The organism is Streptomyces sp. NPDC047841, assembly GCF_040704085.1.
GTDB classification, from domain to species: Bacteria; Actinomycetota; Actinomycetes; order Streptomycetales; family Streptomycetaceae; genus Streptomyces; species Streptomyces argyrophylli.
This window is the reverse complement of the sequence record NZ_JBEYRP010000007.1, coordinates 314,823-338,317: the sequence shown is the minus strand read 5'-3', so window position 1 is coordinate 338,317 and position 23,495 is coordinate 314,823. Positions and strand designations below refer to the sequence as shown.

At 72.7% G+C, this 23,495-nt stretch carries 19 protein-coding genes; 8 read left to right on the top strand and 11 right to left on the bottom strand.

Annotated features, from left to right (window positions below):
* Positions 1 to 76 precede the first annotated feature (76 nt).
* The 3 genes from pepN (AB0947_RS13955) to AB0947_RS13945 all read left to right on the top strand — a co-directional run bounded on the left by pepN (AB0947_RS13955) (position 77) and on the right by AB0947_RS13945 (position 4,854).
* Positions 77 to 2,656 carry an aminopeptidase N gene (gene pepN / locus AB0947_RS13955; RefSeq protein WP_366750568.1) on the top strand — a complete coding sequence of 860 codons (2,580 nt, stop codon included), beginning with the start codon at positions 77 to 79 and terminating at the stop codon, positions 2,654 to 2,656.
* A gap of 207 nt (positions 2,657 to 2,863) precedes the next feature.
* The gene (locus AB0947_RS13950) at positions 2,864 to 3,937 is read left to right on the top strand and encodes a hypothetical protein (RefSeq protein WP_366750567.1); all 1,074 of its coding nucleotides are present in this window, start codon (positions 2,864 to 2,866) and stop codon (positions 3,935 to 3,937) included.
* Positions 3,938 to 4,044: 107 nt separating this feature from the next.
* Positions 4,045 to 4,854 (top strand): SGNH/GDSL hydrolase family protein, encoded by an 810-nt coding sequence (locus tag AB0947_RS13945; protein WP_366750566.1) that lies wholly within the window; start codon positions 4,045 to 4,047, stop codon positions 4,852 to 4,854.
* A gap of 4 nt (positions 4,855 to 4,858) precedes the next feature.
* On the opposite strand, the gene AB0947_RS13940 is transcribed toward AB0947_RS13945, so the two are convergent.
* The 6 genes from AB0947_RS13940 to AB0947_RS13915 form a co-directional block, all read right to left on the bottom strand.
* Complete coding sequence (locus AB0947_RS13940) at positions 4,859 to 6,043, bottom strand: glycosyltransferase (RefSeq protein ID WP_366750615.1); 1,185 nt, start codon at positions 6,041 to 6,043, stop codon at positions 4,859 to 4,861.
* A 140-nt stretch (positions 6,044 to 6,183) separates the two neighbouring features.
* Entirely contained in the window at positions 6,184 to 7,311 is a 1,128-nt protein-coding gene (locus AB0947_RS13935) for a serine hydrolase domain-containing protein (RefSeq protein WP_366750565.1), read from the bottom strand.
* A 95-nt stretch (positions 7,312 to 7,406) separates the two neighbouring features.
* On the bottom strand, positions 7,407 to 9,158 hold the full coding sequence (locus tag AB0947_RS13930; RefSeq protein ID WP_366750564.1) for a TIGR03767 family metallophosphoesterase: 1,752 nt from the start codon (positions 9,156 to 9,158) through the stop codon (positions 7,407 to 7,409).
* 199 nt (positions 9,159 to 9,357) lie between these two features.
* Positions 9,358 to 9,822, bottom strand: a complete 465-nt coding sequence (locus AB0947_RS13925; protein WP_366750614.1) for an NUDIX hydrolase — start codon at positions 9,820 to 9,822, stop codon at positions 9,358 to 9,360.
* Positions 9,823 to 9,849: 27 nt separating this feature from the next.
* Positions 9,850 to 10,737 (bottom strand): pyridoxamine 5'-phosphate oxidase family protein, encoded by an 888-nt coding sequence (locus tag AB0947_RS13920; protein WP_366750563.1) that lies wholly within the window; start codon positions 10,735 to 10,737, stop codon positions 9,850 to 9,852.
* A 2-nt stretch (positions 10,738 to 10,739) separates the two neighbouring features.
* Positions 10,740 to 11,186: a VOC family protein gene (locus AB0947_RS13915; RefSeq protein ID WP_366750562.1), complete on the bottom strand. Its 447-nt coding sequence runs from the start codon at positions 11,184 to 11,186 to the stop codon at positions 10,740 to 10,742.
* 124 nt (positions 11,187 to 11,310) lie between these two features.
* Between AB0947_RS13915 and AB0947_RS13910 the strand changes: the two genes are divergently transcribed.
* Positions 11,311 to 11,853, top strand: coding sequence for a CGNR zinc finger domain-containing protein (locus AB0947_RS13910; protein ID WP_366750561.1), 543 nt, complete (start codon positions 11,311 to 11,313; stop codon positions 11,851 to 11,853).
* Between the two features lie 152 nt (positions 11,854 to 12,005).
* On the top strand, positions 12,006 to 15,302 hold the full coding sequence (locus AB0947_RS13905; protein WP_366750560.1) for a S8 family serine peptidase: 3,297 nt from the start codon (positions 12,006 to 12,008) through the stop codon (positions 15,300 to 15,302).
* Positions 15,303 to 15,378: 76 nt separating this feature from the next.
* On the opposite strand, the gene AB0947_RS13900 is transcribed toward AB0947_RS13905, so the two are convergent.
* Positions 15,379 to 16,482: a hypothetical protein gene (locus tag AB0947_RS13900; RefSeq protein WP_366750559.1), complete on the bottom strand. Its 1,104-nt coding sequence runs from the start codon at positions 16,480 to 16,482 to the stop codon at positions 15,379 to 15,381.
* A gap of 1 nt (position 16,483) precedes the next feature.
* Entirely contained in the window at positions 16,484 to 17,035 is a 552-nt protein-coding gene (locus AB0947_RS13895) for a sigma-70 family RNA polymerase sigma factor (RefSeq protein ID WP_171160015.1), read from the bottom strand.
* A gap of 329 nt (positions 17,036 to 17,364) precedes the next feature.
* On the opposite strand from AB0947_RS13895, the gene AB0947_RS13890 reads away from it, so the two are divergent.
* Positions 17,365 to 18,384 (top strand): aspartate-semialdehyde dehydrogenase, encoded by a 1,020-nt coding sequence (locus tag AB0947_RS13890; protein WP_366750558.1) that lies wholly within the window; start codon positions 17,365 to 17,367, stop codon positions 18,382 to 18,384.
* Between the two features lie 79 nt (positions 18,385 to 18,463).
* On the opposite strand, the gene AB0947_RS13885 is transcribed toward AB0947_RS13890, so the two are convergent.
* Positions 18,464 to 18,946: a DUF1203 domain-containing protein gene (locus AB0947_RS13885; protein ID WP_366750557.1), complete on the bottom strand. Its 483-nt coding sequence runs from the start codon at positions 18,944 to 18,946 to the stop codon at positions 18,464 to 18,466.
* A gap of 112 nt (positions 18,947 to 19,058) precedes the next feature.
* Between AB0947_RS13885 and pepN (AB0947_RS13880) the strand changes: the two genes are divergently transcribed.
* Positions 19,059 to 21,635 (top strand): aminopeptidase N, encoded by a 2,577-nt coding sequence (gene pepN / locus AB0947_RS13880; protein WP_366750556.1) that lies wholly within the window; start codon positions 19,059 to 19,061, stop codon positions 21,633 to 21,635.
* 164 nt (positions 21,636 to 21,799) lie between these two features.
* Here the strand turns inward: pepN (AB0947_RS13880) and AB0947_RS13875 are convergent, their stop codons facing one another.
* Positions 21,800 to 22,105, bottom strand: a complete 306-nt coding sequence (locus AB0947_RS13875) for a hypothetical protein (RefSeq protein ID WP_366750555.1) — start codon at positions 22,103 to 22,105, stop codon at positions 21,800 to 21,802.
* A 367-nt stretch (positions 22,106 to 22,472) separates the two neighbouring features.
* On the opposite strand from AB0947_RS13875, the gene AB0947_RS13870 reads away from it, so the two are divergent.
* A complete protein-coding gene (locus AB0947_RS13870) occupies positions 22,473 to 22,973 on the top strand; it encodes a MarR family transcriptional regulator (RefSeq protein WP_366750554.1) in 501 nt (166 codons plus the stop codon).
* Between the two features lie 231 nt (positions 22,974 to 23,204).
* Here AB0947_RS13870 and AB0947_RS13865 read toward each other — a convergent pair whose 3' ends face one another.
* A complete protein-coding gene (locus tag AB0947_RS13865; protein WP_171156272.1) occupies positions 23,205 to 23,486 on the bottom strand; it encodes a hypothetical protein in 282 nt (93 codons plus the stop codon).
* Positions 23,487 to 23,495 lie beyond the last annotated feature (9 nt).

The window sequence follows — 23,495 nt, the reverse complement described above, 5'->3', positions numbered from 1 at the left end:
TCACCCCTGTCAGGAGCACATGGCAGGATCGGTGCTGTTCAGCCGCCATACACGCGATCACGAGGGAGTGCCGTCCGTGCCCGGTGAGAATCTGTCCCGCGACGAGGCCCGGGAACGGGCCGCCCTGCTGTCCGTCGACGGCTACGAGGTGTCCCTGGACCTGCGGTCCGCCGTCGGCGACGCGGGCGGCGAGCCGCGCACGTTCCGCTCGGTGACCACCATCCGCTTCCGCTGCAACGAGCCGGGGGCCTCCAGCTTCGCCGATCTGGTCGCGCCGGGCGTGACGTCCGTGTCGCTCAACGGGCGGGACCTGGACCCGGGCGAGGTGTTCGACGGCTCCCGGATCCTGCTGGAGGACCTGGCCGCGGAGAACGAGCTGGTGGTGGACGCGCAGTGCGCCTACTCCCGCACCGGCGAGGGCCTGCACCGCTTCGTCGACCCCGAGGACGGCGAGGTCTACCTGTACACGCAGTACGAGCCGGCCGACGCCCGCCGGGTGTTCGCGAACTTCGAGCAGCCGGACCTGAAGGCGCCGTACCGCTTCGAGGTGCGGGCGCCGCGGGGCTGGACGGTGTGGAGCAACGGCGCCGGTGAACTCGCCGACGGGGTCTGGCGGTTCGCCGAGACGAAGCCGATCTCGACGTACATCACGTGCGTGGTGGCGGGCCCGTACCACTACGTGACGGACTCCTACACCCGGACCTTCGAGGACGGCACGGAGCTGGAGATCCCGCTCGGCGCGATGTGCCGCAAGGGTCTGGCGCCGCACTTCGACGCGGACGACGTGTTCCTGGTGACCAAGCAGGGCCTGGACTTCTTCCACGACCACTTCGACTACCCGTACCCGTTCGGGAAGTACGACCAGGCGTTCGTGCCGGAGTACAACCTGGGCGCGATGGAGAACCCGGGCCTGGTGACCTTCCGCGAGGAGTACATCTTCCGCGGGAAGGTGACGCAGGCGTCGTACGAGGCGCGGGCCAACGTCATCCTGCACGAGATGGCGCACATGTGGTTCGGCGACCTGGTCACCATGGAGTGGTGGGACGACCTGTGGCTGAAGGAGTCCTTCGCGGACTTCATGGGCACGTTCGCCAACGTGGGCGCGACCCGCTTCAAGGACGCGTGGACCACCTTCGCCAACCGCCGCAAGGCCTGGGCGTACCGCGCGGACCAGCTGCCGTCCACGCACCCGATCACGGCGGACATCCGCGACCTGGAGGACGCCAAGCTGAACTTCGACGGCATCACCTACGCCAAGGGCGCCTCGGTGCTCAAGCAGCTGGTGGCGTACGTCGGCCAGGACGCGTTCCTGGAGGGCTCCCGGCGCTACTTCAAACGGAACGCGTACGGCAACACGCGCCTGGGCGACCTGCTGTCGGTGCTCGCGGAGACCAGCGGCCGGGACATGACGGCGTGGGCGGCCTCCTGGCTCCAGACCGCCGGGGTGAACACGCTGACCCCGCAGGTGCTGCTGGACACCGAGGGCGGCCGGATCGCCGAGCTGGCGATCCTCCAGGAGGCCCCGGAGTCGCACCCGGAGCTGCGCCCGCACCGGATCGCGGTGGGCCTGTACCGGCGTACGCCCGGGGGCGCGCTGGAGCGGTACGCGCGCGTGGAGACGGACGTGCACGAGCCGCGTACCGTCGTGGCGGAGCTGGCGGGCATCGAGGCGCCGGAGCTGGTGCTGGTCAACGACGACGACCTGACCTACTGCAAGGTCCGGTTCGACGAGACCTCGCTGATGACGCTGCGGACGCACCTGGGCGCGCTCACCGATCCGCTGGCCCGCGCGCTGTGCTGGTCGGCGCTGTGGAACCTGACCCGGGACGCCCTGCTGCCGGCGCGGGACTTCATCGGTCTCGTGCTGCGGTTCGCGGGCCGCGAGTCGGACATCGGGGTGCTCCAGATGCTGCACGCCTGGGCGAACGCCGCGCTGACCCACTACGCGGCGCCGGACTGGCGGGAGACCGGCGGGGAACTGCTGGCCGAGGGGGCGCTGCGGGAGCTGCGGCAGGCGGAGCCGGGCAGCGAGCACCAGCTCGCGTGGGCGCGGTTCTTCGCGTCGGTGGCGTCCGCCGAGCCGGACCTGAAGCTGCTGACCGACCTGCTGGACGGCACGGTCGAGATCGAGGGGCTGGAGGTGGACCAGGAGCTGCGCTGGGCGTTCCTGGAGCCGCTGGCCGCGCACGGGGCGGCGGACGAGTCGGTGCTGGCGGCGGAGCTGGTCCGGGACGACACGGCGTCCGGCAAGCGGCACCAGGTGCGCTGTCTGGCCGCGCGGCCGTCGGCGCCGGTCAAGGCGCAGGCGTGGGCGCAGGTGGTGGAGTCCGACGCGCTGTCGAACGCGCTGGTGGAGGCGACGATCTCGGGCTTCCAGCAGCCGTCGCAGCGGGAGCTGACCGCGCCGTACGCGCAGCTGTACTTCGCGGCGGTCGAGCGGGTGTGGCGGGAGCGGTCGATCCAGATCGGCATGGACGTGGTGCGGGGTCTGTTCCCGGCGTACCAGGACCGGCCGGAGACGCTGGAGGCGACGGACGCGTGGCTGGAGGCGCACCGGGACGCGGCACCGGCGCTGCGCCGGCTGGTGCTGGAGGCGCGGGACGACCTGGCGCGGGCGCTGCGCGCGCAGGAGTGCGACGCCGCGGCCGGCCGGTGAGCTTTGGCCTGAGCTTGCCCGGCCGGTGACCGTTACGAAATTCGGGCAAACACAGCCGTAACCCCTGGTCCGTACCCGTTCGGACCAGGGGTTTTGCTTGCCTACTCGGCATCCGAACACCTGACCTTTAGTCCCGTCTTGTCCGCATTTCTCGACGGGCGTGTAACAGCGGTTACAGTCCGCACCGGGCGCGGGAATCCCGAGGCCATGACCCACAACACCCCGCTCTCCCCCCGCCCCCTCCGCCACCTCTCCGACGTCCGCCGCCGCGTCCTGACGGCCGCCCAGCTGCGCGCCCACGGCGTGCCGACGGCCGAGCTGACCGAGCGGTGCCGGCCCGGCGGCCCCTGGCGGGAACTCCTGCCGCACGTGATCCTGCTGCACCCCGGCCCGCCCACCGGCGAGGAGCGGCTGCACGGGGCCCTGCTGTACGCGGCCCGCGCGACGGAGCCGGGCGTCCCGGTCCAGCCGACGGCCGGCAGCCCGCACCGGCCGCAGTACCAGGAGGCGGTGCTCACCGGACTGGCGGCGCTGACCCTGCACGGCTTCTCGTCCACCCCGGCGCTGACCGGCCTGGACCACGTGGACATCCTGGTCCCGCGCCAGCGCCGGCTGCGCTCCGCGCGCTACGTCCGCGTCCTGCGCACCTCCGCCCTGCCCGTCCCGCAGACGGTGACCGGTCTGCCGGTGGCGCCGGTGCCCCGGGCGCTGGCGGACGCGGTGGCGGAGCTGACGGACGCGGAGGAGGTACGGCGGCTGCTCACCGAGGCGGTGCGCGGCGGCCACTGCGAACCGGCGGCGGTCGTCCGGGAGCTGACCCTCGCCAAGCTGCTGAACCGCCCGCACGTGGTGGACGCCGTGGACGCCCTGCTCGCGGAGGGCCGCTCGATCGCCGAGGACCGCCTGTACCGGATGGTCCGCGAGTACGGCCTGCCCGACCCGGTCTGGAACGTCGACCTGCGCCTGCCCGGCGGCCCGCACCTGGGCGGCCTGGACGCCTACTGGCCGGACCAGGCCGTCGCCGTGGAACTCGACACCCGCGCGCCCCGGCAGGGCCGTCGCCAAGGGCAGGAGCAGGGGCAGGGGCAGGACGACGACGCGCTGTGGTCCGAGTACGCCCGCAAGCGCGAGCACCTGGAACGCCTCGGCATCACGGTCGTGTACATCACGCCCAGGAAACTGCGGGACTCCCTGGAGCAGCAGGCCGCGGTGGTGCGGACGGCGCTGATGGCGTCCGGGGACCGCGACCCGGCGGCGTACGTCGTGGTGCTGCCCCGGTAGCGAAGGCCGCCCGCTCCCGCCTGTTCTCCTGCGCCGGACGGGTGAGGAGTCACCGGAACGGACGAGCAGGGCGGGCGGGGCGGGGCGAGCCACGGTAGAGGAGAGTCATGAGACACCCCCGAATAGCGGCAGGCGCGTGTTCCCTCCTCCTCGCGGCCGCGTGCGCGTTCGCCGGCCCCGCGACGGCGCAGGTGGCGCCGCGCACCGTGACCGGAGGCTACGTGGCCCTCGGCGACTCCTACTCCTCCGGTGCCGGAGCCGGCGACTACCTGGACTCCGGCAAGGAGTGCAAGCGCAGCAGCTGGGCCTTCCCCGTGCTGTGGGCCGAGGCCCACGCGCCGGCCTCCTTCACCTTCGCCGCGTGCAACGGCGCCGGCGCCGACGACGTCCTGGCCGACCAGCTCGGCCACCTCAGCCCCCGCACCGGGCTGGTCACGCTCACCGTCGGCGGCAGCGACACGGGCTTCGTCTCCGTCATCGCGAACTGCGCGCTGGGCGGCGCCAAGGGGTGCCTGTCCGCCGTCTCCCGGGCCCGCACCACGATGGACGGGTCCCTCGCGGGCAGCCTCGACCGGCTCTACTCGGCCATCCGGGACCGGGCCCCCGCCGCCCGGGTCGTGGTGCTCGGCTACCCGCACCTGTACCACCTCCAGGGCGCCTGCGCGCTGGGCCTGCCGGACGGCGAACGCGCCACGCTGAACGACGCCGTGGACCACCTCAACGCCGTGATCGCCCGCCGCGCCACCGCCCACGGGTTCGTCTTCGCCGACGTCACCGCCGCCTTCGCCGGGCACGAGATCTGCTCGTCGCGGCCCTGGCTGCGCGGTGTCGACGTACTGTCGGTCACCGACTCCTACCACCCGACGGCACCGGGGCAGTCCCTCGGCTACCTGCCGGTGCTCAGCCGGGTGTCGTGAACCGCTACAGCGGCTCGGGCAGCCGCGAGGCCGCCGTGTGCACGCCCGCGAGCAGGGCGGCGTACGCCGCGATCATGCGCGTGCGGCTGAAGCGTTCGCGGCTCGCCGCCAGCACCGGGGCCAGTACGGCGCGGTCGGCGACCGCCGCCGACCAGGCCAGGGCGATCGCCCCGGGGTCCCGCGGGGTCACGAACCCGTGGCCCCGGATGATCCGCGCGCTGTCGCCCACGTCCGTCGTGACCGGGACCGCGCCGCACATCATCCCCTCGATCAGGCACAGCGGCGCCGCCTCCCCGGAGGCGGAGGTGAGGGCGACGACGTCGGCGGCGGCGTACACGGTCTCCATGTCCCGGCGCACGCCGAGCAGCCGCACCCGCTCCGCGAGGTGCCGGTCCGCGCCGAACGCGACCTCGAGGTCGGCCCGCAGCGCCGGGTTGGTGTCCGTCATGCCCGCACCGCACATCAGGACGTGCCCCTCGGGCTCGCGGGCGAGCCAGGCGCGGGCGGCGCGCAGGAACAGCGGCACGTTCTTCATCGCGGCGTAGCGGGCGGCGAAGACGGTCACCGGCGCCGGGGCCGGGATGCCCAGGGAGGCGCGGAACGCCGTCCGGGCGGCCGGGTCCGGGCGGAAGCGGAGCAGGTCCACCCCGTTGGGGATGACGTGCAGCAGCTCGCGCGGGACGCCGGCCGCCGCGTAGGCGTCCCGCGTGGACTCGGCGCAGCACACGCAGGCCACCACGGTGCCGTCGGCGATCGCGGCCTTCAGCTCGGCCAGCGCCGGGCCCTGGTTCTCCGGGTCGGAGCGGTGCAGGCAGACCACGACCGGGCGGCGGGGCAGCCCGGCCTGGTTCAGCAGCGCCAGCGGCTGCTCCTTCAGCGACAGGATCACGTCCGCCGCGGCCATGGACCGCGCGGTTTCGGCCAGCTCGGGCCCGCTGAAAACGTTCGCCGCGACCGTGCCGTCCACCAGCCCCGCGGTGCGGCCGAGCGAGGTGACGCCGACCCCGCCCGCGGTCAGGGCCCGGTAGCAGGCGTCGTCCTCCATGCGCTGCCGGGTGGCCTCGCGGTGGACCTCGCCGTGGATGCTGAGTACCTGGTGGGACTGGCCGCCCTCGGCCAGTCCCAGAACGACGTCGGAGTGCACGATCCGGGCCCCTCCGGAGAAGAAGCCCTCGTAGACCGACAGCACACGCAGTCCGTGCCTCGCGCGCACACGACCACCCGCCTTGCACAAAATCGAGCCATCCCCGTGAACAGCGGGTTAGCCGATATGAGGCGGTACGGACATGGCGTGCGCGTTAACGCGGCGCTAAGCGGGCGAAACGTTGGCTAACAGAACCCTTTTTCCAGCACGTCCACGGTGTCCCCGGCCCAGTCCCCGTTGAAGTTGACCGCCACCGAGTGCCGGCCGTCCGCCGTCGACGCCGCCTCGGACACCGAGCCGTGGATGCCGCCGTCGTGGCCCCAGACGCGGACGCCGCAGCTCAGCCGGGTGTTCATGAGCCCGAGGCCGTACCGGATGTGCGGGGAGTCGGCCTGCGTGGCGACGGTGGTCTCCATCTCCTTCAGCTGCCGGGCCGGGAGCAGCTCGCCGGCGAGCAGGGCGCCGTAGAAGCGGGACAGGTCGGCGGCGTCCGAGATCATCTCTCCGGCGGAGGAGGCCATGGACGGGTTGAGGTCGGTGACGTCGTACGCCGGGCCGCCGGGGACCCTGAACGTCGAGTACGCCCTGCTGCCCGGCCGCGGCAGGGTGACCCGGGTGCCGGGCAGGGAGGTCGCCCGCAGGCGCAGCGGGCCGATGATCCGGCGGTCGATCTCGGTGGCGTACGACCGGCCCGTCACCTTCTCGATCACCATCCCGGCGACGACGTAGTTGGTGTTGGAGTACCGCCAGGAGGTGCCCGGGGCGAAGTCCGGCGCGTGCCGCATGGCGAGGTCCACCAGGTACCGCGGGGTGAGGGTGTCGTAGCGGTGCCGGAAGAAGCCGTCCTTGGTGAAGTAGGCGGTGCTGAAGCCGGGGTCGGCGAGGTAGTCGTGGATGCCGCTGGTGTGGTTCAGCAGCTGCCGGACGGTGGTCCGGCGGCCGTCGTGGCCGTGGCCGCGCACCACGCCCGGCAGCCACCGGTCCACCGGGTCGTCGAGCGAGAGCCGGTCCTCCGCCTCCAGCTGGAGCAGGACGGTGGCGACGAAGGTCTTGGTGATGCTGGCGACGCGGAAGCGGTCGGCGGGCGAGCGCGGCTCGCCCGTGCGGGTGTCGCCCACGCCCGCGGTGGCGGACCAGACGCCGTGGCCGTCCCGCGCGGTGACGGTCGCGCCGGGGACGCCGGCCTCGACCGCCGCCTCGACGGCCTCGCGGGTGCGCTCGTGGGGTGCGGGGCCGGCCGCGACGGCCGGTCCCGCGAGGGCCGCCGCGAGGAGCAGGGCGGTGCCGCCCACCAGAGCTGTGCGTGCGCGCATGTCTTCCCCAACCTGTGGTGTGCCGGTGCGGTCGGGGGGAGGGACCCGGGAGGGTTGTGCGAAGGTTGCCCGGGTGTACTCCGGTTGAGTGAATATCAGTTCTTTTTCAGCACCAGCTCGGTGTTCCGGTCGGCCGCCTTGCCCCCGAACGTCGTGCTGGCGCCCGGGGCGTTGAAGGACAGCTCGCGGTAGAGGGCGGCGAGGCCGGTCTGCGAGAGGTCCGCGAAGTCGGTGCGGTGCGGGGCCGCGGACTCGATGAGGGTGGTGAAGACGGAGAGCGTGCCATCCTTGTTGTCGACCAGCTCGACGACGCGGGCGAGCTGGGGGTGGTCGATGTGCGAGGCGGTGGAGATCTCCCAGAAGGAGCGGCCGCCGGAGGCCGCGTGCGGGGTGATGACGTTCTTGTGGACGTGGCCGTTCACCCAGGCGAGCACGTTGCGGTACCGGGAGAGGAGGGCCACCAGCTCCTCGCCGGTGTGCCGGCGCTCGCCGGGGCGGGCCGGGTCGGGGCGGGTGTTGGTCATGGTCGTGCTGGTGTGGTGGCTGAAGACCACGGCGTAGGAGTCCTTGTTGTCCTTCAGGGTCTTGTCCAGCCAGTTGAGCTGGGCGGTGCCGAGGGAGCCCTCGAAGTGGCCGCCGGCGTCGTTGGTGTCGAGGCTGATCCCGATGACGTCGTCGGAGATGCGGAAGGAGTAGTACTGGGTCCCGGTGTCGAGGTTCGCGGAGGAGTAGCCGTGCCCGACCGGGCCGACGCCCTGGTGGGCGGGGTCGAGGTGGGCCTTGAGGTAGTCGGCGGGCGTGTACGGCGCCCGCTTCTCGTCGGGGGTGACGGAGCGCATGGCGCGCGCGTGCGCCTTGAGGAAGTCCCGGTAGCCGGTGCCCCGCGGGTCCCGGGCGTTCTTGTTGGTGTCCCGGAACTTCTTCGCCTCGGCGGCGGAGACGGTCATCAGCTTCCGGCCGCCGATGGCGGCCTCGGCCAGGTAGGGGTCGCCGTGGGAGCCGTAGACACCGAGCTGGAGCATGTCGTGGTTGCCGACGGTGGAGTACCAGGGCAGCTTCAGGCCGGGGCTGCGCACCTCGCGGATCGCCGCGGCCAGGAACCCGTCCAGGTGCGGGAAGCCGAGCGCCTTGTCGTTGTCGCGGAGGGCGGCGCCGGGCTGCCAGTACAGCTTCAGGCCGCTGTTCTGCACGCCTTCGTAGTGCGCCGGGTCACCGGAGTTCGGGGCGAAGCGGCCACCGCTCATCACCTTCATGTACCACTCGAGTTCGGACAGCGCGTTGTTGTCGGTGTTGTCGCCGGTGGTCATGACGAAGTGGAGCGGAGCGCCGGTGACGGGGCCGCCGCGCAGCGCGTTGACCCGTTCGACGAAGGCGATGGCACCCTGCACGGTCAGCGCCTCCTGCGGGCGCCAGGCGTGCGGGTCGGCGGCGCGCACGAACTCGGCGCGCAGCGGGTGCTGCACATCCGTCAGGTGCATGTCAGTGAACTGCACGAACGCGGCGAGGGCCCGGCGGCGGCCCGCGCGGCCGGCCTTGGGGGTGGCCAGCTCGTCGCGTACGACCCGCTTCCAGCCGGGACCGTCGCCGAGCCGGCGGTAGCCGGAGCTGTTGCGGGGGGCCGCGACGGAGGCGAGTGTCGTGCCCTTGGTGTAGGGGGCGAGCGGCGCGGCGGCCAAGGCCCGTCCGCTGTGGGCGACGGGCTCCTCGGCGGCGGTGACGGGCTCGCCGCCGGCCGGGCGCAGGGCGTAGCCGACGCCCGCGGAGAGCGAGACCGCTCCGGCGGCGGCGAGGACGGTACGGCGGTTGACCCCCGCGGCGGAGGTGGCGACAGAGCGTATGCGCGACATGCGCGGTCTCCCCGAGTGCGAACGCGTCGGCAGTGGTCGCGGGCCGCCACGGACGCGAACGTCCCGCTCACTGTGGATCGTTGGCACCGGGGATGACCTGCGCGTGAACGCGGTCGCAACGCGCGGCGCCAATCACCGTACGTGGATCACGGGTTACCGGGCGCGGTCATGGAGCGGATCGCCGGTGGACCGGGACCGGTCACTCCTCGTTCAACTGCCGGGGTAGGGCCACGTCCTCCAGGTGTCCGTGCGGGGGCTGTTCGCGCCACAGCCGCAGCGCGGTGTCGACCAGTCGCACCCGGGTCAGCCCGGGTACGGCGTCGAGGTCCTGCCAGGCGGCGAGGTCGGTGGAACCGCCCACCTCGTAGCGGAGTTCACCGCCCACGACCTCGCCGGTGTAGAGGATGCGCACTCCGTGGTGGTCGGTACGGCGGCGCGGGCGCCCGCCGGGCAGGACGTGGCGGGCGGAGTCGATGCCGAGGAGACCGGTCACCTCGATGCGGTAGCCGGTCTCCTCGCCGACCTCGCGGCGGACGGTGTCGTAGGGGTCCTCGCCGTGCTCCATGCCGCCGCCGGGCAGGACCCACTCGGGCGTGCCGTCCGGCGCCGGCGAGCGGGCGAGCAGGAGCTGTCCGTCGCGGACGCACACGGCGTAGGCCGCCACCCTCAGTTTCCGTCGCATGGACGGACGTTAGCGCGCGGTGTCCGGGTTGGCGGGCGAATACTCCGGCGCGGACCAGCGCAGGGGCAGGGCGGCCGGGGTGCACACGGCCTCGGTGAGCGTGAAGCGGACGGTACGGGTGCCGTCCCGGGCGAACTCGGTACGGGCCTCGCCGGTGAGCTGGAGGGTGGTGCCCGTGTCCCAGTCCAGGAAGAGCAGACCGGCGCGGGGGTCGGTGCGCAGGTTGCCGAGGCTGAGGAACATGGCGTTGCCGGGGTAGTCCGGCCAGGTCAGCTCGCGCGGGGACGTGACCTCGACGAAGCCGGGGTTGCCGCCGCGGTGGCTGGCGTCGGCGCCGGCCCCGTGCACGGTGGCGAGGAAGAAGGTGTCGGCGGACCGGATGAAGCCGGCTTCCCCGTCGCCGAGTCCGGTGAGGTGGCGGGGGGTGCCGGGGGTGCGGTCGACCGTTTCGTACGACTCCCTTCGCTGGATGTGTCTGGGGCAGTTGGAGAAGACCTGGTCCGCTTCCACGGTGAATCCGGTCGCCGTGGGGTGAAGGCGGCCGTTGAGGCGCATGCGGCGGCGGGTCCTCGGGTCCAGGGCGATGGTGCCGACGCGTGGTGGGCCGTCGTCCGGGTGCGCCTCCGTCGCGGCAAACGCCTGGGCGGTGTCTCCGTCGACGGATATCCGCCTCGGGCCCGTCGCCCGGACGAAACCCGGTGCTCCCGTGAGTGCCGAGGCCCACACCCTTCCCGTCCCCGGGTCCGCCGCGCCCACGATCAGCAGGGGCTGCTGCTCCAGGAAGGCCGCCGCGACCGGCTTGATGTCCTGGCCGAGGGAGCGGCCGACGTGGTCGGCCCGGTCCCGGACGCCGGTCTGGTCCTGGATGGCCCGCGAGCCCGCGTGGAACACGCCCATGGCTAGAAGAAACCGCAGGTCGGGGCGGACGCGTGCGGGGCGGGGGCCTGCTCGGCGCCGTGCGGGACGGAGATCTCCAGGCGGGTGCCGTCCGGGTCGTGGAAGAAGATCCCGCCGGAGGACGCGCCTTCCCGGTGGGCGACCACACCGTCGTGGGCGAACTCCACCCCGGCGGCCCTGAGCGCCGTCTCGTACTCCCGGACCCGGTCCATCGTGTCGGCGGTGAGGGCCAGGTGGTGCAGTCCGGCCCGGCCGCTGTCGTACGACCCCCGCGCCTGCTGCCACAGGGTGAGGAGGAGCTGGTCGCCGCCGTGGCCCAGGAACGCGTAGCGCCGGTCGTCCTCCTTGCCCTCGGCCAGCACGGTGAAGCCGAGGACGTCCCGGTAGAAGGCGAGCGAGCGGTCGAGGTCGGTGACGTTCAGGCCCGTGTGGCCGGTGCTCAAGGTCATGGCTCTTCCCTTCGGTGTGCCCTCACCGGGCATCTCTAACCTTCGAACAGCACGTTAGAAGGTTAGACTCGGCAGAGTCAACCGCTCACGTACGCTTGACCGGTTAGCCGAGGAGGAGTGCCCGATGTCCAGCGCCCGCGACCCCCGCCCGCTCACCGGAGAGCCGCTCGCGCTCGACCTGCTCAACACGCGGTGGAACAGCGACGGCGTCATCCAGGACCTGCTCGCGGACGCCGAGGGGCTGGCGGTCTGGCTCGCGTCCAACAAGCTGGCCGGAACCCATCCGGCCGACGCGGCGGTACTGCGCCATCTGCGCACGGCGCGCGAGGCGGTCAAGGCGGCCGTGGACGGGTCACCGCAGCGGGCGGCTCCGCTCGTGGACGCCGTACTGGAGCACGGCCGCATCCGGGCCCGGCTCACCGCCGGCGGCCCGGCGGAGGAGCCCGAGTTCGCGGACCCCGCCTGGGGCCCGGCCTGGCTGGCCGCCCGGAACTACCTGGACCTGCTCACCCGGGCTCCCGAGCGGATCCGCACCTGCGCCGGCGGCGGCTGCGTCCTGTACTTCTTCGACACGTCCCGCAACGGCACCCGCCGCTGGTGCTCGATGGCCGCGTGCGGCAACCGGGCCAAGGCCTCCCGGCATTACGCCCGTTCGAAGGAGGGTTGAGCGAAATCCGGACGATACCGGCCGACTTCGCTCATATCCATCGCGGGTTTTCCCCATACCTTGATTTCGATTCGGTCAACGGTCCCCAAAATCCGAGCCTTTCGGCCAGGCTGAGCGCTCCGTCCGCTCGTTCCTTGACCTGAGGGATGCCGATGACCCACACGCCCGAGCGTGATCCGATACCCGGTCCGAGACGCCTGGCCCGCATAGCCGTGGCCGTGGGCGTCGTGGCCGCCCTCTCCGCGGTGGGGCCCGTGCCCCTGGCCCTCGCCGCGGACCCGGCCCCCGCCCCGGCCGCCGACCCCGCCGTGAAGTCCGCCCACGACAAGCTCGGCTCCGACGACGCCGCCCTGCTCGCCGAGGCCAAGGCCGACGGCGACAAGAACGTCACGATGATGATCGCGACCTCGCCCGGGCAGACGGAACAGGTCGCCGGGCAGCTGGACGCGGTCGAGGGCGGCCTGGTGGGCCGCACCGACGACAAGCTCGGCTACGTCCGCGCCACCGTCCCGACGGGCCGGGCGGACTCGGCCATCGCCGCCGCCGCGAAGCTCTCCTCCGTCCAGGCGATCGACCTCAAGCAGGAGATCCCGCTGGACGACCCCGCGCCGAACGGCGCGAAGTCCACGACGGGCAAGGGCACGTACCCCGCGCCGGGGAAGAAGACCCCGGCCGCGAACCCGTACAACCCGTCCTTCGAGACCGGTGCCGTCGACTTCGTCGAGGACCACCCGAAGGCGGACGGCCGCGGCATCACCATCGGCATCCTGGACTCCGGCGTCGACCTCGGCCACCCGGCCCTGCAGAAGACCACCACCGGCGAGCGGAAGATCGTCGACTGGGTGACGGCGACCGACCCGGTCGTCGACGGCGACGGCACCTGGCGGCGGATGACCACCGGTGTCTCCGGCCCCTCCTTCTCCATCAGCACCGCCTCGCAGGGCACCGAGAAGTTCACGGCGCCCGAGGGCTCGTACAAGTTCAACTACATGTACGAGTCCGCCACCGCGGGAGGCGACGAGAAGGGCGACCTGAACCGGGACGGTGACACCACCGACGCCTGGGGCGTGCTCTACGACCCGGCCACCGGCACGGTCCGCGTCGACACCAACGACAACCTGGACTTCACCGACGACGCGGCGATGAAGCCGTACAAGGACGGTTACCAGGTCGGGTACTTCGGCACCGACGACCCCGCGACGGACGTCGTGGAGCGCGTCCCCTTCGTGGTCGAGACCCGCAAGGACGTCGTCTACAACTCCGCCGGCGCGAAGGCCGACTACGTCAACATCGGCGTCATCGAGTCCGAGCACGGCACCCACGTCGCCGGCATCACCGCCGCCAACGGCCTGTTCGGCGGGAAGATGAACGGCGCGGCCCCGGGCGCCAAGCTGGTCTCCTCGCGGGCCTGCACCTGGACCGGCGGCTGCACCAACGTCGCCCTCACCGAGGGCATGATCGACCTCGTCACCAAGCGCGGGGTCGACATCGTCAACATGTCGATCGGCGGCCTGCCCGCGCTGAACGACGGCAACAACGTGCGCGCCGCGCTGTACACCCGGCTCATCGACACCTACGGCGTGCAGCTGGTCATCTCCGCCGGCAACTCCGGCCCCGGCGCCAACACCATCGGCGACCCCGGTCTCGCCGACAAGGTGATCTCCGTCGGCGCGACCATCTCCAAGGAGACCTGGGCCGCCAACTACGGCTCGGCGGTGGAGACGAAGTACGCGATGATGCCCTTCTCCTCGCGCGGCCCGCGTGAGGACGGCGGCTTCACACCGACCCTCAGCGCGCCCGGCGCCGCGATCAACACCACCCAGACCTGGCTGCCGGGCTCCCCGGTCGCCGAGGCGGGCTACGCGCTGCCGGCCGGCTACTCGATGCTCCAGGGCACCTCGATGGCCTCCCCGCAGGCCGCCGGCGCCTCCGCGCTGCTGCTGAGCGCCGCCAAGCAGAAGGGCATCGACCTCACGCCCGCCGCGCTGCGCACGGCGCTGACCTCGACCGCCCACCACATCAAGGGCGTGCAGGCGTACGAGGAGGGCGCGGGCCTCATCGACATCGTGGACGCGTGGGACGCCATCAGGGACGGCGCCACCGCCCACGAGTACACCGTCAAGGCCCCGGTCGACACCGCGATCGACTACGCCCTGAAGCCCCCGGGCTTCGGCACCGGCCTGTACGACCGCGAGGGCGGTCTGAAGGCGGGCCAGAAGAAGACGTACGACGTGACGATCACCCGTACGTCCGGCCCGGACAAGGCGGTCCGGCACGAGCTGCGCTTCGCGAACGACGCCGGCGGGACCTTCCGGATCGTCGGCGACGACGACGTCAGGCTGCCGCTGAACCAGCCGGTCACCGTCAAGGTCCAGGCGGCCCCGAAGTCCGAGGGCATCAAGACCGCGATCCTGGAGGTCGACGACCCGCGGACCGAGGGCGTCGACAAGCAGATCCTGTCCACCGTCGTGGTCGCGGCCCCGGTGAAGTACACGTACTCCGCGTCCGGTTCGGTCCAGCGCAACAGCACGCGCTCCTACTTCCTGAGCGTGCCCGAGGGCGCGACCTCGCTGGAGGTCGCGATCGGCGGGCTGAAGGACAAGAGCCAGACCCGGTTCATCGCCATCCACCCGTACGGCGTCCCGTCCGACAACACCTCGACCCCGTACTGCTACAACAACTACCTGGACGGCAACGGCTGCAAGCCCGACGTGCGCTCCTACGCCGCCCCGCAGCCCGGCGTCTGGGAGGTCGAGGTCGAGTCCCGGCGGACCTCCCCGCTGCTCGACAACCCCTACCGGCTGGACGTCACCGTCCTCGGCGCCGCCTTCGACCCGCAGACCGTGACCGTGCCCGAGGCCAAGGTGGGCACCCCGGCCACCGCGTCCTGGAAGGTGACCAACGCCTACGCCGCGCTGGACGGCAGGCTGACCGGCGGTCCGCTCGGCTCGGCCAAGACCGCCCGCCCGGCCATCAAGGAGGGCGAGACCCAGACCACCACGGTGACGGTCCCGGCCGGCGCGACCTCGCTCGACGTCGCCATCGGGGGCGTCTCGGACACCGCGGCCGACCTGGACCTGATGGTGTACGACGCGTCCGGCAAGGAGGTCGGCAAGTCCGCCGACGGTGACTCGGAGGAGGCGGTGTCCGTGCCGTCCCCGGCCGCCGGCACCTACACCATCCAGGTCGTGGGCTACTCCGTCCCGTCCGGCTCGACCGACTACGACTACCGGGACGTGTTCTTCTCGACCGCGCTCGGCTCCGTCACGGTCGACGGCTCGGCCCCGGTCAAGCTCGGCACGGGCGACTCGGCGACGGTGACCGGCCAGGTCACGGCCGCCGCCGAGGCCCCGGCCGGCCGCGAGTTCTTCGGGCGGGTCCAGCTCGTGAACGCGCGCGGCACGGTCGCGGGCAGCGGCAGCGTGAAGATCGAGAAGGTCACGCCGTAACGGGGTGACGCACACGGGGAAGGGGCGGGGTCCTGACGGACTCCCGCCCCTTCTGCGTGCCACTGGCTGCCCGCCGTCACCCGGCCGGGTCCGTGGGCTCCGCGGAGCCGGCCGGGCCGTCACCCGAGGGGCAGGTCAGGTCCCGGGACCCGGGCAGGGCATCGGTGATCCAGGCGCGCGCGGCCGCCACCTCGCGGTCACCCACGGCCCACAGTCCCGCGTACCGCTCGCCCCGGCCGACCCGCACCAGCACGTGCTGGCCCGCGCGGGGCGCCGGCCGGGCACCGGCGCCGAGCAGGAAGCGGACCTCGGCGGGGCCGTGTGCGGGCCGGTAGGAGCGGATCACGGTGAGCGTGACCCGGCTGCCGGGCACGTCCCCGGCCCGTTCCACCCGTGCCACGGTCCCCTCCACGACGAGCCGGGAACAGGCCAGCTCCCGCTCCGGGTACGCCGGCCGCCCGCCGGCCCCGGCCTCCTGTCCCGTCGCGTCGGTATTCCGCTTGGCCCCCGACGAGGCCCCGCTGCTGTCGTCCGCCCCGCCGGGGCCACCGCCCTGGGCCACCAGCCAGCCGAAGCCCAGGACCAGGGAGAACGCCGCGGCACCGGCGAGCGAGCCGAGCGCGATCCGCAGGGCCCGGCGGGACCCGTCCGGCCGCCCGGGGGGCCCCGGCCGGGCTGGCCGGGTGGGCCGGGTGGGCCGGGTGGGCCCGGTGGGAGCGGAGGGGCGGGTACGGCCGCGGGTGCGCCGGGCGGCGTCCGGGGCGGGGGCGGCCGGGGCGGGGGCGGCGTCCGGGGACGCCCCGGGCGCCTCCCCGGTGCTCCCCTCCGCCGTCAGCGCCTCGGCCAGCCGCACCAGCTGGTCCCGCAGCACGGCCACGTCGGCCTCGGCCGCCCGGTGCGCGGCGAGGAAGGCGGGGTCCCGCCGGGCCTCCTCCGGCAGGGGGTCCCCGGTGACCGCTGCCATGAGGGCGTCCATGCCGCCGTACTCCCCGAGTGCGCGGTACTCGCCGTTCCCCCCGCGTTCCCCGTGCCCGCGGTACTGGCCGTCCCCTGGCTGTTCCCCGTGCCCGCGGTACTCGCCGCTCCCCCGCCACTCCCCGTGCCGCTCCCCCTGCTGTCCGGCGCTCTCGGCGCGTCCGGCGCCGTCGGCGCCCCGCGCGTCCTCGTGTCCGGCGGTCATGTCACGCCACCTCGTCCTCGTGCAGCCGGTCGCGCAGTGCGCGGACCGCCGTGTGCAGCCTGCTCTTGACCGTGCCCTCCGGGATGCCCAGCTCCTCCGCGATGGCCCGCACCGGCAGATCGGCGAAGAAGCGCAGCACGACCACCTGCCGCTGGGCGGCCGGCAGCTCGTCCAGACCCCGGGCGACGGCGAGGGAGAGCAGGCTGGTCTCCTCCCCGGAGGCGTGCGCGGGCGCGCGCAGCGCGGCCAGCCGCTCCCCCAGCCGTTCCTGGCGCCGCTTGGCCCGGTGCCAGTCCATGGCCAGGTTGGAGGCGACCACCGCCGCCCACGCCGACACGTCCCGCGGCGCCTCGCGCCCGCTCGCGGCCCGCTCCAGCAGCCGCAGCCGGACCTGCTGCACCCCGTCCGGCAGGTCCGACTGCGGCACCCCGCCGAGCGCGAGCACCGCCCGCACCCGGCGTTCCTGGGCCGCGTCCAGCGGATCGCCGCCGGTACCGTCCGTACCGGCGGCGTACTCCGCCCCCCGGTCGCGGCGCGCCTTTCCGCGCAGCACAAGCCACCCCCTCACGCGTTTGCCCCTACGACGCGGCGGCGGGCCGAAACGTTCGGCCGGTGCCGGAGGTCTTCGGAGGCGTACGTCACACCCCCGTATGGCCGGGATCCGGACGGGCAGGGGCGGGACAGCACAGCTTCCGGCGCGGACCCCCGGCAGAGGGAATTCCTGCAGCTCAGCCGGGTGCCCGGCGGAGGTACGGAACCGTCCGCCGGCTGAGCGTGTCCCATTCCTCGGGCACGCGGGACAAAGAATTGGACAGGTGGACCGGGGTCGGCCGCATGATGGAAACGCCCCGGTCAGGCAAGAGACACACAGAGGGAGTCACCGTGAGGGTCGGAATCGTCGGAGCCACCGGTCAGGTGGGCACGGTCATGCGCAGGATCCTCGCGGAGCGGAACTTCCCGGTCACCACGCTGCGCCTGTTCGCCTCGGCCCGTTCCGCCGGGACCGTGCTGGACGGCGTGACGGTGGAGGACGCGGCGACCGCCGACTACACCGGCCTGGACATCGTCCTGTTCTCCGCGGGCGGCGCGACCTCCAAGGCGCTGGCCGAAAAGGTCGCCTCCCAGGGCGCCGTGGTGATCGACAACTCCTCGGCCTGGCGCAAGGACCCCGAGGTCCCGCTGGTGGTCTCCGAGGTGAACCCGCACGCCATCGCCGACCGTCCCAAGGGCATCATCGCCAACCCCAACTGCACGACGATGGCCGCGATGCCGGTGCTCAAGCCGCTGCACGAGGAGGCCGGCCTGGAGGCGCTGGTCGCCACGACCTACCAGGCGGTGTCCGGGTCGGGCCTCGCGGGCGTGGCCGAGCTGCACGGCCAGGTGCAGAAGGTGGCCGCCGAGGCGGACAGGCTCACCCACGACGGCGCGGCGGTCGACTTCCCCGAGCCGAACGTCTACAAGCGCCCCATCGCCTTCAACGTGCTGCCCTTCGCCGGCAACCTGGTCGACGACGGTCTCAACGAGACCGACGAGGAGCAGAAGCTGCGCAACGAGTCCCGCAAGATCCTGGAGATCCCCGGCCTGAAGGTCTCCGGCACCTGCGTGCGGGTCCCGGTCTTCTCCGGCCACTCCCTCCAGGTGAACGCCCGCTTCGCCCGCCCGCTCTCCCCGGAGCGCGCGACCGAGCTGCTGGCGAAGGCGCCGGGCGTGGCCCTCTCCGACATCCCGACCCCGCTTCAGGCCGCCGGCCAGGACCCGTCGTACGTCGGCCGCATCCGCCGCGACGAGACGGTGGACAACGGCCTCGCCCTGTTCGTCTCCAACGACAACCTCCGCAAGGGCGCCGCGCTGAACGCGGTCCAGATCGCGGAGCTGGTGGCGGCGGAACTCTCGTCGAAGTAATCCCCGACCACGGGAAAGGGGCGGCCCTGAGGCCGCCCCTTTCCCGTGCCCCGCACCTCCCGCGCCGCGCCCGCGTGGCCTACGCCCGTCGCACCTCGAAGAGGAAGCACCCGTACTCCACCGCCCGCACGTGCGCCAACGCCACCTCCGGGTCGGCGAAGGCCTCCGCCAGGGCGGGGGCGAAGGCGTCCGGGTGCTCCACCAGGCGGCCGCCGAGGATGCGGCCGTCGGCCGAGTAGCGGCGCAGGACGCGGTGGGAGTCGGAGTCGGTGAAGGGCAGGGCGTCGCCGGCCGGGCCGGCGCACTCACCGGCGTGGACGAAGACGGGGCCCTGCTCGTCGTAGGCGCCCGGGTCGGCGCCGGTACCGGCCGCCCAGCGGCGCAGCGGCGCGTACGAGACCAGGGCGATCCGCTCGCCGGGCAGGCTGCGGCGCAGGCAGCAGCGCAGCGGGGCGCCGCCCTCCTCGTCCGTCACCGGGACCGGCGGTCGGCCGGCGTCGTCGGCGGTGCGCAGCTCCTTGAGAACCTCGGCCGGGATGGGCCGTGCGGTGTACGTCGTCATGCGCCCAGCCTCCCGCCGCGGCGCCGCGCCGACCGGCGGGATACGGACATCGCGTTCCCCCTCGATCACATGGAAGGATGACGCAACCGACACATAACGAGGAGATGACCGCGTGCCTGGCACAAACCTGACTCGCGAAGAGGCGCAGCAGCGGGCCGAGCTGCTCACCGTTGACTCGTACGAGATCGATCTCGACCTCTCCGGCGCGCAGGAGGGCGGCACCTACCGGTCCGTGACCACGGTGCGCTTCGACGTCGCCCGCGGCGGTGCCGAGTCCTTCATCGACCTGGTGGCCCCGGCCGTCCACGAGGTGGTCCTCAACGGTGACCACCTGGACGCCTCCGCGCTCTTCAAGGACTCGCGGATCGCACTGCCCGGGCTGCTGGAGGGGCGCAACGTCCTGCGGATCGTCGCGGACTGCGCCTACACCAACACCGGCGAGGGCCTGCACAGGTTCGTCGACCCGGTCGACGACCAGGCCTACCTGTACACCCAGTTCGAGGTCCCGGACGCCCGCCGCGTCTTCGCGTCCTTCGAGCAGCCGGACCTGAAGGCCACCTTCCAGTTCACCGTGAGGGCGCCCGAGGGCTGGACGGTCATTTCCAACTCGCCGACCCCGGAGCCGAAGGACAACGTCTGGGTCTTCGCGCCGACCCCGCGGATCTCGACGTACATCACCGCGCTGATCGTGGGCCCGTACCACTCCGTGCACAGCGTGTACGAGAAGGACGGGCAGTCCGTGCCGCTCGGCATCTACTGCCGGCCCTCGCTCGCCGAGTTCCTGGACTCCGACGCGATCTTCGAGGTCACGCGGCAGGGCTTCGACTGGTTCCAGGAGAAGTTCGACTACGCGTACCCGTTCGAGAAGTACGACCAGCTCTTCGTGCCCGAGTTCAACGCCGGCGCCATGGAGAACGCGGGCGCGGTCACCATCCGCGACCAGTACGTCTTCCGTTCCAAGGTGACCGACGCGGCGTACGAGGTCCGCGCGGAGACCATCCTGCACGAGCTGGCCCACATGTGGTTCGGCGACCTGGTCACCATGGAGTGGTGGAACGACCTGTGGCTGAACGAGTCGTTCGCCACCTACACCTCCATCGCCTGCCAGGCCGCGGCCCCCGGCTCGCGCTGGCCGCACTCGTGGACCACGTTCGCGAACTCGATGAAGACCTGGGCGTACCGGCAGGACCAGCTGCCGTCCACGCACCCGATCATGGCGGACATCCGCGACCTGGACGACGTCCTCGTCAACTTCGACGGCATCACGTACGCCAAGGGCGCCTCCGTGCTGAAGCAGCTCGTCGCCTACGTCGGCGAGGACGAGTTCTTCAAGGGCGTGCAGGCGTACTTCAAGGCGCACGCGTTCGGCAACACGCGCCTGTCCGACCTGCTCGGCGCCCTGGAGAAGACCTCCGGCCGCGATCTGAAGACCTGGTCGAAGAAGTGGCTGGAGACGGCCGGGATCAACATCCTCCGCCCGGAGGTGGAGACCGACGCCGAGGGCGTGATCACGTCGTTCGCCGTCCGCCAGGAGGCCCCGGCGCTGCCGGCCGGCGCCAAGGGCGAGCCGACGCTGCGCCCGCACCGCATCGCGATCGGCCTCTACGGCCTGTCCGACGCCGGCAAGCTGGTGCGCACCGAGCGGATCGAGCTGGACGTGGACGGCGAGCTGACCGCCGTACCGCAGCTGACGGGCACCCGCCGCCCGACGGTGATCCTGCTCAACGACGACGACCTGTCGTACGCGAAGGTCCGCCTGGACGAGGAGTCCCTGAAGGCCGTCACCGAGCACCTCGGCGACTTCGAGGCGTCCCTGCCGCGCGCCCTGTGCTGGGCGTCGGCCTGGGACATGACGCGGGACGCCGAGCTGGCCACCCGCGACTACCTGTCCCTGGTGCTGTCGGGCATCGGCAAGGAGTCCGACATCGGCGTGGTGCAGTCCCTGCACCGCCAGGTCAAGCTGGCCATCGACCTGTACGCCGCCCCGGCCACCCGCGAGGCCCTGCTGACCCGCTGGACCGACGCCACGCTGGCGCACCTGCGCGCGGCGGAGCCGGGCAGCGACCACCAGCTGGCCTGGGCGCGTGCCTTCGCGGCGACCGCGCGCACCCCGGAGCAGCTCGACCTGCTGGAGGCCCTGCTCGACGGCACGCAGACCGTCGAGGGCCTGGCCGTCGACACCGAGCTGCGCTGGGCGTTCGTCCAGCGGCTCGCGGCGGTCGGCCGGTACGACGAGGCGGAGATCGCGGGCGAGTACGAGCGGGACAAGACGGCGGCCGGTGAGCGGCACGCGGCCACGGCCCGGGCGGCCCGCCCGACGGCGGAGGCGAAGGCGGAGGCCTGGTCCTCGGTCATCGACTCCGACAAGCTGCCGAACGCCGTGCAGGAGGCCGTGATCGGCGGCTTCGTGCAGACCGACCAGCGGGAGCTGCTCGCGCCGTACACGGACCGGTACTTCGAGGTCGTCAAGGGCATCTGGGACTCCCGTTCGCACGAGATCGCCCAGCAGATCGCGATCGGCCTGTACCCGTCGGTCCAGGTCTCCGAGGAGACCCTGGCCAAGACGGACGCCTGGCTGGCCTCGGCCGAGCCGACCGCGGCCCTGCGCCGCCTCGTCTCGGAATCGCGCGCGGGCGTCGAACGGGCCCTGAAGGCCCAGGCGGCGGACACGGCGGGCTCCGCCGAGTAGCAGCCGACACGGCAGGGGCGCCCGGCGCGAGACCGGGCGCCCCTGGGCGTCGGTGGTCCTTCCGCGCATGCCGATGCCGGGCGGGCTCGGCCCGTCCGGCATCGGGTGGGTTCAGCGGGCCGGGACCGTGGTGCGGTTCAGCGGTCCCGGACCGTGATCGGCTGTCAGTTGACGACGACCACCACGGTGCTGCCGCTGCCGTAGCCGGGGGCGAAGCCCGACCCGTAGAAGCCGGGTCCGTAGCCGTAGAAGCCGTTGCCATAGCCGTAGAAGCCGCTGCGGAAGCCGTTGTTGTAGCCGCCGTAGCAGTTGCTGAACCCGAAGCCGCGGTTGAAGCAGCCTCCGTTGGTCGTGACCTGGTGCGAGGTGGCGGCCGAGGCCGTGCCCGCCGTACCGATCGCGGCACCACCCGCCAGGAGGACGCCGGCGGCGGATACCGCGAAAAGACGCCTCACGCTACGTGCTGTCATGGGCTACCTTCCTTCCACGCCCTCGCGGGGTTTCCGGTCCGGGGGCGATGGCCGCGGCCGCGTGCGAACGGGGCACGGCGCGGTCGTAGGTGTTGCCGCGGGGACGAGCAGCAGACCTGGCCACGACGGCTGCCGGTCCCGGTCGTACGGGGCTCTCGCCGCCTGCGGCGGACACACCCCTGATCGCGGCCCTTTTACTTCACGCTAACCGGCCTCCGGTCAGTCAGCATCTCGGACAGCGACGGATTGTGACCGCCCGGCCCCCGCCGCGTCCGGCGCGTAGGCGCACAGACTCCCTCCTGATTAGCTTAGCCGCAAGCTACTTAGCTTTCTTGCGGGCGAGCGCGACGCGGTCGATACTCTGCGCATGCAGCCACAGCCCGCGGACACCGTCGACGCGATCATCGAGCAGTGGGCGCGGGTGCGGCCCGGCCTGGACACCCGGGCCATGGAGGTCTTCGGCCGGATCTCCCGGCTCTCGCGCGTGATGGGCGACCGGATGGAGAGGACGTACAAGCCCTACGGCCTCTCCCGCGGCGAGTTCGACGTCCTGGCCACCCTGCGCCGGGCCGGCGAGCCGTACACCCTCTCGCCCAGCGAGCTGTCGGCCGCGCTCATGCTCACCACCGGCGGGATGACCGGCCGGCTCGACAAGCTGGAGCGGGCCGGACTGCTGCGCCGCTCCCCCGACCCGCACGACCGGCGCGGCCTGCGGGTGAGCCTCACCGAGGAGGGGCTGCGGCTGATCGACGAGGCGGTGGACGCCGGACTGGCGCAGGAGAGCACCGCGCTGTCCGCCCTGGACGCCGAGGAGGCCGAACAACTGGCGGGCCTGCTACGGAAGCTGCTGGACGCGACGGCCGAGTAGCCGCCACAGCCGTCACCGCGCGTCGCTCACCGCACGTCACCCGGCGCGCGGCGGGCGGGAGCGGCGGAGCCGAGGTGCCGGGCCGGCGCCGCCTCGCTCCCTGCCGGGCCGGTGTTCATGCCCTGACCGACCAGGCGGGAGAAACGCCGAGGGCGCCGGTCCCACCCGGGTACGGCGTGCGCGCGTACCGACGGGAGGACCGGCGCCCCCGGCGAACGGACCGACGGTCGCTCAGGCCTTGGCCCGGGCGTCGGACTGGACGTTGATGTTGGACGAGGTGGTGTCCTTCTTGGCCCGGGACTTGTCGAGGGCCATCACCAGGCCGGCGATGACCAGGAACAGCACCACCGGGGCGAACACGTAGAGGCCCAGCGTCTCGATGACGCTCAGGCCCTTGCCGGGGTCGTCACCGTCGTCGCGGGTCAGCGCGAGCGCGGGGGACGACATGAGCAGCATCATCAGCGTCGTACCGGCGGCCAGGGCGCCGGCGCGCAGGGCGTTCTTCTTGTCCACGGAATCACG

Excerpts from the sequence above, each read along its gene's own strand:
- AB0947_RS13950 (WP_366750567.1), top strand. The coding sequence starts at position 2,864 with ATGACCCACAACACCCCGCTCTCCCCCCGCCCCCTCCGCCACCTCTCC.
- AB0947_RS13920 (WP_366750563.1), bottom strand. The coding sequence starts at position 10,737 with ATGGGCGTGTTCCACGCGGGCTCGCGGGCCATCCAGGACCAGACCGGC.
- AB0947_RS13910 (WP_366750561.1), top strand. The coding sequence starts at position 11,311 with ATGTCCAGCGCCCGCGACCCCCGCCCGCTCACCGGAGAGCCGCTCGCG.
- AB0947_RS13905 (WP_366750560.1), top strand. The coding sequence starts at position 12,006 with ATGACCCACACGCCCGAGCGTGATCCGATACCCGGTCCGAGACGCCTG.
- AB0947_RS13900 (WP_366750559.1), bottom strand. The coding sequence starts at position 16,482 with ATGACCGCCGGACACGAGGACGCGCGGGGCGCCGACGGCGCCGGACGC.
- AB0947_RS13885 (WP_366750557.1), bottom strand. The coding sequence starts at position 18,946 with ATGACGACGTACACCGCACGGCCCATCCCGGCCGAGGTTCTCAAGGAG.
- AB0947_RS13870 (WP_366750554.1), top strand. The coding sequence starts at position 22,473 with ATGCAGCCACAGCCCGCGGACACCGTCGACGCGATCATCGAGCAGTGG.
- AB0947_RS13915 (WP_366750562.1), bottom strand. The coding sequence starts at position 11,186 with ATGACCTTGAGCACCGGCCACACGGGCCTGAACGTCACCGACCTCGAC.
- AB0947_RS13930 (WP_366750564.1), bottom strand. The coding sequence starts at position 9,158 with ATGTCGCGCATACGCTCTGTCGCCACCTCCGCCGCGGGGGTCAACCGC.
- AB0947_RS13875 (WP_366750555.1), bottom strand. The coding sequence starts at position 22,105 with ATGACAGCACGTAGCGTGAGGCGTCTTTTCGCGGTATCCGCCGCCGGC.
- AB0947_RS13945 (WP_366750566.1), top strand. The coding sequence starts at position 4,045 with ATGAGACACCCCCGAATAGCGGCAGGCGCGTGTTCCCTCCTCCTCGCG.
- AB0947_RS13935 (WP_366750565.1), bottom strand. The coding sequence starts at position 7,311 with ATGCGCGCACGCACAGCTCTGGTGGGCGGCACCGCCCTGCTCCTCGCG.